The sequence below is a fragment of the Acidithrix sp. C25 genome (assembly GCF_904848545.2).
The window spans coordinates 1,368,447-1,382,258 of record NZ_CAJHCI020000001.1 but is presented as its reverse complement, the minus strand read 5'-3'; the positions used below and the strand labels follow the sequence as shown (position 1 = coordinate 1,382,258).

General features: G+C 46.6%; 8 protein-coding genes and 1 pseudogene. 4 read left to right on the top strand and 5 right to left on the bottom strand.

Going from position 1 to position 13,812, the window contains the following annotated elements; all coding sequences use genetic code 11:
- Positions 1-412: 412 nt before the first annotated feature.
- The 4 genes from ACIDITHRIX25_RS92430 to ACIDITHRIX25_RS92415 all read right to left on the bottom strand — a co-directional run bounded on the left by ACIDITHRIX25_RS92430 (position 413) and on the right by ACIDITHRIX25_RS92415 (position 5,597).
- Positions 413-1,174, bottom strand: coding sequence for a class II aldolase/adducin family protein (locus tag ACIDITHRIX25_RS92430; RefSeq protein WP_052606479.1), 762 nt, complete (start codon positions 1,172-1,174; stop codon positions 413-415).
- A 169-nt stretch (positions 1,175-1,343) separates the two neighbouring features.
- Positions 1,344-1,841, bottom strand: coding sequence for a phosphate-starvation-inducible PsiE family protein (locus ACIDITHRIX25_RS92425; RefSeq protein WP_201732849.1), 498 nt, complete (start codon positions 1,839-1,841; stop codon positions 1,344-1,346).
- A 384-nt stretch (positions 1,842-2,225) separates the two neighbouring features.
- The gene (locus tag ACIDITHRIX25_RS92420; RefSeq protein ID WP_201732848.1) at positions 2,226-2,861 is read right to left on the bottom strand and encodes an RDD family protein; all 636 of its coding nucleotides are present in this window, start codon (positions 2,859-2,861) and stop codon (positions 2,226-2,228) included.
- 354 nt (positions 2,862-3,215) lie between these two features.
- A complete protein-coding gene (locus ACIDITHRIX25_RS92415) occupies positions 3,216-5,597 on the bottom strand; it encodes an ATP-binding cassette domain-containing protein (protein ID WP_201732847.1) in 2,382 nt (793 codons plus the stop codon).
- 913 nt (positions 5,598-6,510) lie between these two features.
- Between ACIDITHRIX25_RS92415 and ACIDITHRIX25_RS92410 the strand changes: the two genes are divergently transcribed.
- The 4 genes from ACIDITHRIX25_RS92410 to ACIDITHRIX25_RS92395 all read left to right on the top strand — a co-directional run bounded on the left by ACIDITHRIX25_RS92410 (position 6,511) and on the right by ACIDITHRIX25_RS92395 (position 12,106).
- On the top strand, positions 6,511-7,173 hold the full coding sequence (locus ACIDITHRIX25_RS92410) for a hypothetical protein (protein ID WP_201732846.1): 663 nt from the start codon (positions 6,511-6,513) through the stop codon (positions 7,171-7,173).
- A gap of 295 nt (positions 7,174-7,468) precedes the next feature.
- The gene (gene zwf / locus ACIDITHRIX25_RS92405; protein ID WP_052606474.1) at positions 7,469-8,866 is read left to right on the top strand and encodes a glucose-6-phosphate dehydrogenase; all 1,398 of its coding nucleotides are present in this window, start codon (positions 7,469-7,471) and stop codon (positions 8,864-8,866) included.
- A gap of 195 nt (positions 8,867-9,061) precedes the next feature.
- Positions 9,062-10,849, top strand: coding sequence for an SCO family protein (locus tag ACIDITHRIX25_RS92400; protein ID WP_201732845.1), 1,788 nt, complete (start codon positions 9,062-9,064; stop codon positions 10,847-10,849).
- Between the two features lie 120 nt (positions 10,850-10,969).
- Positions 10,970-12,106, top strand: a complete 1,137-nt coding sequence (locus ACIDITHRIX25_RS92395) for a hypothetical protein (RefSeq protein WP_052606472.1) — start codon at positions 10,970-10,972, stop codon at positions 12,104-12,106.
- Positions 12,107-12,820: 714 nt separating this feature from the next.
- On the opposite strand, the pseudogene ACIDITHRIX25_RS92390 reads toward ACIDITHRIX25_RS92395, so the two are convergent.
- A pseudogene (locus ACIDITHRIX25_RS92390) lies at positions 12,821-13,734 on the bottom strand (IS1595 family transposase).
- Positions 13,735-13,812: the final 78 nt, after the last annotated feature.

The following is a 13,812-nucleotide window of genomic DNA, read 5'->3' as shown; positions in this document are numbered from 1 at the left end:
CTGGTCATTGATCTCTTGAATCTCCTCGGGTCTTCGATCTTTGCGGCGAGTACGTCACTAGTTGGCTAAATGAATTGACGTAAATTTTTTGCTAGGCAGGTTCTTCGACTAGGCAGTTTGTCTGGTTTGTGATATCAACGATGCATTGAAAATCGCCCTGTGCCACTTTGACCTGGCTATTTGCGGTTCCTATTTTTAAGATGGTAGGGAGTCCGATTGGTTGGGCCACCACTTCCACCTTTTTGTTGTTCGATGTGATCTTGTGGTTAGATCACCTTTTTGTTGGTAGGTCGAATCAAGGACAGAATTGGGCCAAGGGTATCGCAGTAACTATCGGAAGATCATGGGTTTGAGCACCCAAGTGCAAAGATTCTTTGGTTGATTATCGACTTCGGATCGGGTCGATGATGATCTATTCGAGGAGGTCGGGCTGTTCGCGAACTATTCGTTCGTAGAGCGGTTGAAAGCTAAACCACCCAGCGACATTGGTACCTACTTGGGTTGATGTGAGCTTCGCCATCTCGTGGTCGATAAGTATAGGGGTTCCACTTGCTTGTGCAAGTAATTGGGTTTGGGCAGATCGATCCATGGTGATAAACCAAAAGACAGCCTCGTCAACACTTTGTCCAACTGTAAGGAGGCCGTGATTCCTAAGGATTACAGCCTTTGACGACCCAAGAGTAGATGCGATTCTGCGCCCCTCTTCAGCTTCTAAGACAACGCCGCAATAGTCATCGAAGAGACTATGGTCGCCGTAGAAGGCACAGGCATCCTGTGTGATTGGGTCTAAGAGAGTGCCAAGGGTTGAAAATGCTTTGCCATGAATGGAGTGGGCGTGAGCGGCTGCCACAACGTCTGGCCGTGCTTTGTGGACCTGTGAGTGAATTGCAAAGGCGGCTGCATTGACTGGCCATGTACCTTCTACGACTTCTCCTTCGTCGTTGACCAGAATTAGATCCGAGACTCGGACCATAGAGAAGTCCATACCAAATGGATTTACCCAAAAGCAGTCTTTTCGTTCAGGGTCTCTCGCTGTTATATGGCCAGCGACGCCCTCATCAAAGCCCATCTTGGCAAACAATCTAAAGCCAGCGGCGAGTCGTTGTTTTCGATAGAGGCGTTCGTCCTCGAATGAATCAAAACGTGGTCTTGATGGAAAGGTGAGATTAGCCATGTGTTCCCCAAATCAACGAAATAGCATTCTTGTTTCAATGATAGATCATTCTCAGCTAATGTTTTTGGAGATTGGCTATTTTGTTGGTTGTGATTTCATTGTTGCTCGCCACGCATAACATTGTCAGCGCTCGATGAAGCAAGCAAGATTAATTGAGCTTTAATTTGTACTAGTGGACAGCGTCAGATTTTTTCTCTTTGTCGGTTGAATACTTTCGATTGATGGCGAGTGCAACAGAAAGAAGGAGAACTACGCCCGCGTCGACTCCAAGCTCAATGATTCCACGATTAAAGGATGAATTAGTAATTGTGGAGGTAGTGGATAATTGTGCTCCTATAACGAGAACCCGTCGTACCGATGAAATTATCCCAATTACCAAAAATGCCTTTAGCTGAAATCCTCCCCGGAAAAGGTGTGAAACCACAGTTGAGAGTAGCTCAAGGATGATAATGGTAAAGAGGGCATCGTTTAGGAGTTTTGCGATCTGTGAGTTTACAAAACTTGAAAACGTCAATTTTGAGAGATCGGCTGCTGATTGCACGAAGACGGCCAAAGCCATTATCACAAGTAGTGTACCTACCAGAAGATACAATACTTTTTCAACCTGTTCAATTATTTTTTTGACATATCCGGTCTCTTTTAAAAGGGGCATGACGACACGATACACGTCGAGTTACCCTGTATCGTTCGTGGTCCTCTTCAAATTCCCTTGGAATGGCAATTAATGACACGAAGGGGTGAGTTTCTCCTCAACCATTTGAGCGATCTTTTTGGACATAGCATTTCGTTTATCAAATATCGCCAGAATACGCAGTCCGTAAGGGCGGGGAGGATGTTACCTCACGTATGGGTATGCAATGGGGGAGTGAACGAGTGAATTCCAAAGAATGGATTGTAGACGCCGTAATGCTAGGGCTTTCTCGATTAGCGTTTAAAGGGGATAAAGATGAAAGACGCATCTATGCGAATTTACCTCCCCGCTAATACTTTTTCGTTGGCATACTTGTTATTAGAAGGTGAGTTAATCGATGTTTGGCCAAACAGTTTCTAATTATTGAGCGCGTCGAGGGGCTGGGTCGACAATAACATAAGTACCAGCGATTTTGTCGTGTATTGTCTGTCGGTTCTTGTCAGATAGCATCCAAAGATCGTCGACAAATGTAATAACGAGTCCGAAGGTTGAAAGTGACAGTGCTGCTAAAAGTTGCACCACTAGGGTGACTGCCAAGCGCTTTGTTGCGGCTACGTAACCAGGTATTTGCATATCTTGGTTTACGATGCGGGTACGGGTAACGACGTCACCGAGTGTTCGACCAAATTTGCCGATTAAAAAGATCTGATAAATCGTTGTAAAAATAAGGTTTAACGCTACGGCAGAAAAGGTGAGCTGTGCCACGGACGCGTTAGAGTTGGTCGAAATTATGTTAAAGGAGATGTAATATCCAACTCCTGCGACTATGCCGGCCAAAAGTGAATCTACCAAGGTGGCGCCTAAACGACGAAAGAAGCTCGCGGGTTCAACTGATCCGGCTATATAAGGATTGAAGCCTCCGTACGCATTGTTGGTTTCTGCGGAGAAAGAGCTCCTTCGGCCTCTCCTCGTCGATCGGTCGTTTGGGTCATTTGAATAGTTATTGATTTGATTGGATCGAGGTGTCGTTCGAAAGAAATCCTCATTCTCTAGCACGACTAAATCCTTCCCGTTTTTTGATACCGCAAAAACACAGCCTTTTCCTCTATCTTATCCGAGGTTCGAACTTGATCGATAAGGGATTTTGTAATGCTTTTCATTAGGGTCAGTTTTCTTATCCATAATGTCAGCGTTCTCGTTGTGATTAGCAATCATTGTGAGGAAAAGGACCCCTTTGGAAACCAGTTTTGCATCACGGTGAAGTTAGCGAGAAGCTCAATTGAATTATGATAGAGTCGTTAAAACCAATGTTGGAGAGTCCTAGAAGCCAACCATGGCTAGGTTCCTGCTGGGGTATATTGAAGCTAATTTGCCTCTGGAAGTGTCAAGGTTATGCATCGTTGAAGTTACTTAGTCTTTTTTTTCGAGATATTTTGCTAGGTATTTTCCCGTCAGAGTGGATTTTTCTTCAACCAACTGCGAGGGCGGTCCGTTGAAGACCACCTCGCCGCCGTTGTGTCCCGCACCGGGACCTAGATCGATTATCCAATCGGCATGAGCCATTACTGCTTGGTGGTGTTCTATGACAATAACACTCTTACCGCCGTCGACCAGGCGGTCAAGAAGATGGAGCAATTTTTCGATGTCAGCTAGGTGAAGGCCCGTAGTTGGTTCGTCGAGTATGTAGATATCGCCTTCCTCTGCCATTTGCGTTGCGAGCTTTAGTCGTTGACGCTCACCACCAGAGAGACTTGTCAAAGGCTGACCAATTCGAATGTAGCCAAGTCCTACCTCTATCAATCTTGTGACAGTTTGCTCTGCGAGCGGGATCTTTGTTTGCAGGCTTCCAAAATAGTCGCGAACTTCATTTGCGGACATCGATAAGACCTCTGAAATATCCTTGCCCCCGAGCTTGTATTCAAGAACTGATTGCAAAAATCTTTTTCCATCGCACTCGTCACAAACAACGGATGCTCCAGCCATGATCGCCAAATCACTATATATGACTCCAGCTCCATTGCAATTGGGGCAAGCCCCCTCTGAGTTGGAACTAAAGAGCGCGGGCTTTAGGCCATTTGCCTTTGCGAACGCTTTTCTTATTGGTTCGAGAAGGCCGGTGTAGGTTGCGGGATTGCTGCGGCGGGATCCTTTGATCGGGCTTTGGTCAATATAGACAACTTGATCCATTTTTGCTACTGACCCAGCGAGTAGCGAGCTCTTGCCTGAACCAGCTACTCCGGTTACGACCACCAAAATACCAAGCGGAATATCGACGTCAACGCTCTTGAGATTGTGGCTATTGGCACCACGAATTTCCAGCTTTTGGATGAAGCTGCGGATATGTGGCTTTAGGCAAGCGCGGTAGCCAAAGTGCTTGGCTGTAAGAGTGTCACTTAGAATTAGGTCGTTGACGCTTCCGCTGAAGCAAACGCGGCCACCTTCACTACCTGCGCCTGGACCTAAGTCGATGACATGATCCGCGATCTCTATCATTTCGGGTTTGTGTTCGACGACCAAGACGGTATTTCCCTTATCCCTAAGTCGCAGAAGCAGTTGGTTCACCCTCTCGATGTCGTGGGGGTGAAGTCCAATAGTTGGTTCATCGAAGATGTAAGTTACATCGGTCAGTGAAGAACCTAAATGGCCGATCATCTTGGTTCGTTGGGCTTCGCCGCCAGAGAGTGAGCTAGTGGGGCGATTTAATGTCAGGTATCCGAGGCCAATTTCTACAAATGCGGCAAAGGTTTTGCTTAGGGAATCGCAAAGGGGGGCAGCTGAAGGTTCATCGATTCCTTTGATCCATGAATTGAGATCGCTGACTTGCATTGCACATACATCCGCAATCGAAAGGCCGTTAATTTTTGACGATCGAGCTCCTTCGTTGAGTCGCGTACCATCGCATTCGTTGCAGATAGAAAATGTCGCAACTCTCTCTATAAATGTTTTGATATGAGGTTGCAGCCCCTCTTGATCCTTGGAGAGCATTGATTTTTGGATCTTTGGGATCAGTCCCTCGTAAGTGACATTGACATTGTTTACCTTTATTCGAACTGGTTCGTGATATAAAAAGTCGTGCAGTTCTTTTTTGGAATATTGATTTATTGCTTTGTCAGGGTCTAAAAAGCCGGAGTCGGTAAATGGTTTGAGCGTCCAAAAGCTGTCAGGTCCATAGCCAGGTACTTTGATAGCACCTTGGTTTAGTGATTTATTTTCATCGTATAGTTCACTCAGATCTAGGTCAGAGACGGTTCCTCTCCCCTCGCACTTTGAACACATTCCGCCCAGTCTTTGAAAGGTGGTCTTAACGGCTCTTGCGTTACCCTTCTCTACGGTAATAGATCCGCTGGCCCTTACTGATGGAACGTTAAACGAAAAGGCGTTAGGGGAGCCATAGTAGGGTTTGCCAAACCTTGAAAAGAGAATCCGAAGCAATGCGTTTGAATCGGTTTGCGTTCCAACGGTAGACCTAGGATCTCCCCCGAGCCGTTGTTGATCCACTATGATGGCGGTCGTCAATCCTTCAAGGAGATCGACATCAGGTCGAGTCATCGTGGGCATGAATCCCTGTACAAATGCGCTATAGGTTTCGTTTATCAGACGCTGGGATTCGGCGGCTATTGTGGAAAAGACCAATGAGCTTTTCCCGGAGCCGGATACTCCAGTAAAGACAGTGAGACGCCGTTTTGGGATTGTTACGTCAATTCCTTTCAAGTTGTTTTCGTGTGCGCCGATCACCGTGATGAAGTCATGGCTATCTGAAAGAGCAACCTGGTGAGAAGTTTCGTTCGTCATATTTGAATACTATCGCTTGGCTAGCTTGGTTCGGGTTGTGCGCAGAAAGCTAAATAATGAAATTCAAATGACTTTTGCTGTTATGTAAATTGTTTGAGTCGTAGTTGTCTTTGAAATTTGCGCAGTTTTGAATGAGCACCAAGGCAGGCTTTCGTCCGTAGGGTAAATCCAATATTTTGGCCTTGCTATCTGCACATTCATTTCGAGAGTACTCATATTAAGTGATTGGCAGGTCTCCATCTAATGACCCAAAACAGGATCGGAGACATAGATGCGAACAATCAAGTAATAGTTGGAGCTGTTGGTTGTCTCATGGGAGAAACCACAGCACGTGGCAAGGCTCGGACATCTAGCTAGTGATTTGGATGTCAATGAATAATGACTCAAAACAGTGGAGGAGGCACTTCGGGCGGACGGATACGATTTGGACTCTGGCACCGTTTAGGTCTCTGACCACTATCGGTCAAGGAATTGGCAGCCTTTAACTGCGTCGTGGGGCGCGCGAGCACAGGTGATCTGAATTGTCGGCCTATCGCCGATGTAAGCTCGGGCTTTTGCAACTCAAAAGGGCACTTATAGGTCGAAACTGCTGGCGTTGGCTTTTTGGCGGCTTGAGGCCTCCGGAATTGGCCATCGCGACCTCTATTTCTTTGTGCGTATCGACTATGGTTGTTTAGTCGTGATGGGCGCTAATGATCAAACCTTACTATCTATATCCAACTTTGATCAAGTAGCCTTAAGGGTTGTAGGTGTTACTAGGAATTAGGCAATCGTCCATACCCTGTGTCGGAAGATTCGCAACATCGCCCTATCGGTTTAGACTTTTGATTGCGTACCATGGTAATTGTCGGTCGAGAGGTAATTCTGTCTCGGATCGATCAGAAGTGTTCTTGCACGAGGATTTCGAGATTATATGAAGATTGGTTTGATTGGTCAAGGTTTGTTGCATGATCAACTAAGTGGCAGACTTTGCCACTTGGGGAATGAAGTTCTGACCCATCGTGGTTCAGTGGGCGGTGACGGAGGTGAAAGTCTCCATGATTTCGTCGAACAATTGCCGGTGCCCAGAATCATTTTTGTAACAGATCCGGAATGCGAACTTCCTGGTGACTTTATCCATGGAATGCTCGCCATATTAGCAGCTGGTGACCTAGTCTTGGATGCGACCCAATCGGATCACCAGCAGTCAAAGAGAAACGCCAACTCTTTTTATGATTTGCTAGTCGGCTATATGGACTTTTGGATAGATGGTGATTTATCCGAGAGAAGTTCGCAAATTTTTGTATCTGGATTTGACGACTATTTTGAGATGGTTTTTCCCTTGCTTGACGCTATTTCGAATGAGGGCAATGTCGTTCATCTCTCTACAAAGGCTGGTGCGGGTCACTACGCCAGAGATACTTTAGAGGCTATGAATGCGGAGATATTGAAGCTTTACCAAGGCGCAGCCTATGAATTATCCAATAGTGACTTTGAAATGGATCCGTCACTGGTTAAGTCTCTTTTTCGAAACGTCGATTCAAAGCCGAGATTTGGTCGAGATTTGATGGCCGGTGGTTCTAGTGTCGAGGCTTGATTTACCTTTTCGGTCAAAGGATTTGATTGAAATCGGCTTCTTTTTGAGCTCCATGACCGTAAAGGAAGTGGCCACCTCGAATGATTTTGGTGCTAATGAAGTCCATTCTGAAGCGCGATCACTATAGATAATGGCTAAGGAGCCGAACGATGCGGAATTAGTGCGGAAATAGGAGGAGCGGCAGTAGGGTGCCCCTTTGTATATCCATTGTTTGAGCAAGCGTCGTTATGGGATCCTGATAATAAATTTAAGTTACGAGCCGTAGGAATTGCGGGTTAGGTGGTTTGTTGAAGAGATGATGAGTAAGAAAAAGCGAGCCAAATCAGACGCCTTAGTGCTTTTTGGAGCTTCGGGTGATCTCGCCCAAAAGAAACTACTACCAGCTTGTTATCGACTTGCTCGAAATGGGCTTCTTCCAGCTCAAGTTATCGGCGTTGCAGCAACCGAGTGGACCGATGGTGAATTTAGAGATTATGCGATATCTTCGATAAAGCTCGCGGGCGAAGATATCGAGATGGATGTGCTAGATGAGATGTGCTCAACTCTTTCTTATGTATCTGGAAACTATTTAGATCCATCGATCTATCAAAAGTTAGAGCAAAAGCTGGGTCGAAATCACCGTCCAATCTTTTATCTGGCGGTACCTCCTGATATGTTTGAGATCGTGGTCGACGGTCTTGCAGCCCAAGGCATAACTCGATCTGCTCGATTAGTAATCGAAAAGCCATTCGGACGCGATACCGAGTCAGCGATTGATCTAAATACCCATCTGCATCGCCACTTTAGTGAGGACTCGATCTATCGAATTGATCACTTTCTTGGCAAGGAACCAGTTCAAAACTTATTGGTCTTCCGTTTTGCGAACTCGATTTTAGAGCCAATTTGGAACCGAAACTTTATCTCCAGTGTGCAGATTACGATGGCTGAGGACTTTGGCATAGAAAATCGCGGGAGTTTTTACGATCGCATCGGTGCAACTCGCGACGTGGTTCAAAACCACCTTCTGCAATTGGTCGCACTGTTGGCGCTAGAGCCACCGGCATCATCGGATCCAGACGCTCTGCGTGATGAGAAGCTGAAGGTCCTCAAGGCGATGAGGGTTCCATCTCGCGATGACTTTGTTAGAGGCCAATACGAAGGATATCGTAATGAGGTTGGCGTTGACCCAATGTCTCATACTGAGACCTTTGTTGCAATGCGAACTGTGATCGACAACTGGCGCTGGGCTGGGGTTCCGTTTTTGATTCGAACCGGTAAATATCTAAATACCACTACTACAGAGGCGGTAGTTCGTTTCAAAGAACCACCTTCGCGCCTTTTTGGTGAGCTCTCCTCCAAGTCGATGTTGCCGAATGAGTTGCGCTTTGAGCTCAAGCCAAGTGAAAGAATCACGCTTCGGCTCCATGTGAAGCAGCCTGGGTCGGACCTGATCCCAATGCCAGTTGATCTCGAAGTAGCCGATCCAGAGGCGTCGGCCGGAAACTCTGAAGCCTATGAAATACTTTTGCACGACGCAATAAGGGGTGATCTCTCCCGCTTCGCGCGCCAGGATGCAGTTATTGAGGCGTGGCGAATCGTTGAGCCTATAATCACCGATCCACCTGAGTGTCAGATCTATTATCGAGGATCCAACGGCCCAGAGAGTTCATTCAGGCTTGTTGAAAATCTAGGCGGATGGTCAATGTGGGGATGATTTAGATCATTCGACAATGACTCAACGTCCTAATTACTATTTATTTATCGGCGACTAGTATATGCTGGTCGCCGATGTTTTTTTGCAGTAAAGCATAAAGTAGCGTTTATCATCTTTTGAAGTGAAATTTATCGATCGCAGAAGTTGGAGCGGTCGAGTTGTGGGACGTCTTTTGTAGTTGGGGAGTATTTGACTATGAATTTGCCGGGTGAGGCACTTTCTGCCAATACTTCTAGTGCGGTAATTCAACGGCTCGCGGTATTTGGCGGGATAATCGTAATCGTTGCCCTAATTTGCTATCTTTTGATCTATCTCGCCTCCTCTAATAGGACTCTTATGGCGGGAAGACCCTTTGGTCGCATAATGACTACTTTGCGTCGAGTCCTCCTTTTGGAACCCTCCGGCGGAGATGGTGAGATCGAATCTAAAGGCGTGGCCTTTATCAGAGTATCATTCGGAATCTTATGGATTGTCGATGCGATCATGTCAAATAGAGCGAACGCTCCAGCCAATATGATAAGTGACTACATCTCACCGGCGCTGGTGAATCAACCTTCGCCAATTTCGTGGGTGATGAGAGCGGGACTTTATCTTTGGCGTTTTGATCCAGTGGGAGCTAGCGTTGCCAAGTTTTGGCTAGAGGCATCGATTGGGATTTTGATGCTCTTTGCATCCAGAGGCCCCCTTCGTAAAGTGGTCGGATGGCTTGCTATATCAATGGGAGCCATAACCTGGATCTTTGTTGAAGGATTCGGAATGCTGGCAACCAACGGAGCCTCATTTTTTTCAGGCGCGCCAGGCGGCGGTCTTCTGTATCTTTTGGGCGGAGTTCTCCTGCTTGTGCCCTCTTCACGGTTTCGCGATGGAACCGTTCAACGCTGGGCTCGGTTGACTTTTGGCCTTTTTTGGTTCTTGATGGCACTGCTCCAAGCGCTCCCATCTGAAGGCTTTTGGAGCGCATCGGGCCTTTCAGGGATCTTTCGGGTGGATGCCAATTTAGCACTACCAAGCTTCATAAGTGGCCCAATGGCTTTCATGGCGACTGCGACCAGTTCATCTGCCTCGCTTTGGAATTTGATTTTTATCGTTTCTATGGTCTTGGTCGGCCTTGGTATTGCCTTTGCCAAGGAGAACAAGGGTTTTGCCTTCGGATCGATTGCAATAACCTTGGTTGCGTGGTGGGTCGGAATGGCCTTTGGAATCTTTGTGCCATATGCGGTGGATCCAAATTCTCCCTTGCCACTAATCGTTTTGACTATTGGGTTGATAGTGATCAGTGGTGATGCTCTAGTCCCCTCAAGGCGAGTGGTCGTGATCGAGGAGGAGTATCGGCGAGATCCAAGAGGATTTGGAATCACTGCCGGACTAATAGGTGCATTGGTCGCCATAGTACCCATTATGGCTCTTTTGCCCTCGGCTGCCGCAAGCGCGAGTTATTACGGAGCGGTGGCAGATGGAGGGGGCCTCGTAGCGACCAATAAAAGCGCGCCTAACTTTTCACTGGTGGATCAAAATGGTTCTCAAGTTACAATGGGAACTTTTGCCAACAAGGTAGTGGTTGCTTCGTTTGTGGATCCGGTTGCTTGGAACGTCTCTGCGACGATGGTTAAGGAGATGCTCAATAGTCTTTCATCTCTAGGATCGGCGGGTAAAAATGTCGCGATTCTTTTGATCGATATCAACCCCTCGTTCACCTCGGCTGCTTCGATAGATCAATTTTTGAACGAGAATGGTCTTGGCTCGGTTAGAAATCTCTACTTCGTGACGGGGCCTCTTTCTGATCTCTATGCCCTCTGGAAGCAATATTCGGCATCACCCGCACAAGCTCCGATAGGGCGAGTTGCCAATCCCCAATTGATTTACTTTATCGATGGTAACGGTAGAGAGGTTGGTTTTATGGAAGATAGTGGAAGTTCACAAGCATCTCTAGTCAAATCCTATGAGAACTTTATCTCAGCGACTCTTGGAGTATTGCATCCGTGATGATTTTTGCACCGATTTCGCCCTTTCCATATCCTCGAGACCGATTATCTAGTTTGGCAATCTTCCAATACGAAGGACTACCCCATACCACCCTTAAAAACCAGGGAAAGGTCATTCCGAGTGCGGTTTTTTAGCATTAAGCATTTCCTAAAAGCGGTAACTCCCTTAGCCCTTGGGGCGGTGCTGCTTAGCTCTTGCGCTCCTTCTCCATACACCGTCACGAGCGTAACTTCCACGACCACACTCCCAACCTTTGGTTATCTAAACCTGTGGAACCTTTCGGGTGGGGCGAACTCCTGGATGGCGACGACCTATACTTCCCCCTATTGGTCCAGCTTTTTCTCGAATAATTTAGGGAAGTTGTGGACTTTGAAGATACCAACGAATATCTCACCACGCCACGGCATTGCCTATGCGCAGTCTTCCTCAGGAGACAGTGCGTGGGCTTTTTTCCCCTATCAAGACCAGAAGAATTCAGTAGTCTTTGAGGTTCAAAGAGGTGGATTGTTGCCTCCTATATTTTCTTCTAGGCCGATTCTGAGCGTTCGACAGCCGATGGCTTTTTCTGTCCATAATCTATTTGTGCTAGTGGGAGGCGGCAAATCGAGTCAGATAGTGCGCTATTTGGGGGGAAAGAACCAGGTGGTTGCTCAGAGTCCAACACGCTCTAGCGAAGAGTCGGCCTCGGCGATCGGCTTTGACGTCAATAATCCATCAAAGGGAGTCGCGCTAATCGATCCCCAGGTAACGAATAAAGGGATTATGGGGATCTGGCAGACTTCCAATTCCGGTGCAAGCTGGACTGAGATCTCAACCTTTTCAAGCAACCTTGGTCGTATCGTCGCCTCATATGTTCCCATGGGCTTTGGCGGCAATGGCTTTGAGGTGGCAGTTACTTTCGAGAAAGCCAATATCTATCAAACTGTAGTAGTTTCAAGCTCTGGAGTCTCAAAGGCGATAGAGAGCCAGGGCCTTCCAATCGTTGGGGGTAACCCTTCTGGTGATATCTATTTAATGGACTCGATTTTAGGCGGCGCCTCGCTATTGCATATCTATGGTGCGGCTAAAGGTGCATGGCTCTCGCCCGTATTCACAAAGGGCGTAGGTGGAGCGATCGAAGCGGTATCGTTTTCAAGTATTAAAAGTGGCGTCATTTTAGCCAGCGTCGGCGGTAATGTCGTTTCATTTTTAACGAGCGATGGCGGATCTAGTTGGAAGTCGGGAGGTTCTCTGACTCTCGTGGCGAATCCAGGCTAGATCTGTTTTATTGGGTTCGATCCTTGTTGGGGAATTAGATTCCTTTGAGGCTGAGGTGCAACATTGCGAGGTACGGCCTTAGATTCGTTCTATAGTTGCTTCTATGTCGCTGCTAGAGACCTATTTTGCCAGGACTTCGGATTTAAGGGTGAAAAGTTAGCTTCTAATTCAGATTGGGCCTTTGGCTTTGGACAATACAGGTAGGCGGCGACCTATCTAAAGACTCCTGGGGTGACAATCAATAACTAACTTGAGATCTCAATAATACCCACTATAGTATCTATCCCACTAACGGATCTATGACTATCTGGGAATTGGAATAACGTCGCCCTTCGTGTGAGTCAGGGCAATGCTGGGAACTAGGGTAAATGATCCATATGAACCAAGACTCGTCTCGCACCAAGTCTCCATGTGTAACGATAAGTTGCGATAGATAAGATCGCAATTGCCCCTGGATCCTTAAATAAAATTGGGCTCTCCTAACATAGATGTGGATCAAGCAACCCTTTCGTAGGGGAGCTTGAGATCAATCGGACCGCATGAAAGCATCACCAAGCCAAGTGTTGATTTTGCAGAGTGAAGACCATAGCATCTAGCAATGGCGGATCTAATATATTGTTTAGACCCTCAAGCCTTCCATTGGAGACACCCTTTTCAAGCTAGGGGGCTCAATAGCAGCCATAATTCCAGCTTTATGGATTCGAATCATACTTATCAAGTTTCGTAAGCAAGAGCCATTTTGGAATCAGATTCGCGGAGTAGCGGATGTGGAGACGCAAACACACATGTATTGAGAAGTCGCTCTACCAAGGACATTTCAAAGTGCCTTCGGTTGAATCGGTATGCGAATTCCTCGAGGTAAAGTTGCTTATGTTCCTCACGTCCGTGGTATGTTCCGTCGATAAATTTCTTGCAGTTCCCTATCAGGATGTTGAGCCATTTGAATGTTACATGTGCTTGTTCGTCTTTGGATAGAGTGATCGAATGCGCTAGTCCAAGGTCTTTCAGCACATACCCCGTAACTTGGGTTACCATCACTTATCAGCTTGGTATCGGAATCTAAACGTCTCACAAAAACATCTTTGAATGATTTAGCAGTGGTATCTTTGATTACTTCCATGAAGCAATGAGTAGGAGCACCATTGCTAATCGACACTCCAATTAGGACATTGGTTTGTTTTGTTCCCTTTCCTCTTTAGCCTTTGCCATGGCTCTCACCACCTAAAAAGAACTCATCTACCTGGACGTTTCCTCCAAGTTTATATAAACCATTTCGGTCAGCCATTACGCTCAGCTATTACGCTCAGCCATTGCCTTAGGTAGCTTATTTAGCATCAACCAGCCAGTCGAATAAGATACTTGAACGAACTTAGCAATGGTAGTAGCCGAAAGACCACGCTTGTCGTTGGACAATAGATAGATAGCGGAGAACCACTTGGATAAAGAGATATGGCTTCGATGGAAGATGGTTCCGGAGGTAACGCTAGTTTGACGGTGACAAGATTTACATTGAAAAAGTGGAGCTCGAGACGCTGCATTTCTTGAAATGATTTGGCCTTACTAAAGTAAATTGATCGAAGTTACACTTTGAGCATCTAAATCCCTCATAGCAATAGCAATTTGATCAAATGATCTTCACATGCTTACTTTGAAGCGAAGCGTACCATAAAGCCTGAGATATCCACCATGCCTCCTTTATCGAACAT

Coding starts and splice junctions, on each gene's coding strand:
- zwf (WP_052606474.1), top strand. CDS start 7,469: ATGATGAGTAAGAAAAAGCGAGCCAAATCAGACGCCTTAGTGCTTTTT.
- ACIDITHRIX25_RS92410 (WP_201732846.1), top strand. CDS start 6,511: ATGAAGATTGGTTTGATTGGTCAAGGTTTGTTGCATGATCAACTAAGT.
- ACIDITHRIX25_RS92400 (WP_201732845.1), top strand. CDS start 9,062: ATGAATTTGCCGGGTGAGGCACTTTCTGCCAATACTTCTAGTGCGGTA.
- ACIDITHRIX25_RS92415 (WP_201732847.1), bottom strand. CDS start 5,597: ATGACGAACGAAACTTCTCACCAGGTTGCTCTTTCAGATAGCCATGAC.
- ACIDITHRIX25_RS92430 (WP_052606479.1), bottom strand. CDS start 1,174: ATGGCTAATCTCACCTTTCCATCAAGACCACGTTTTGATTCATTCGAG.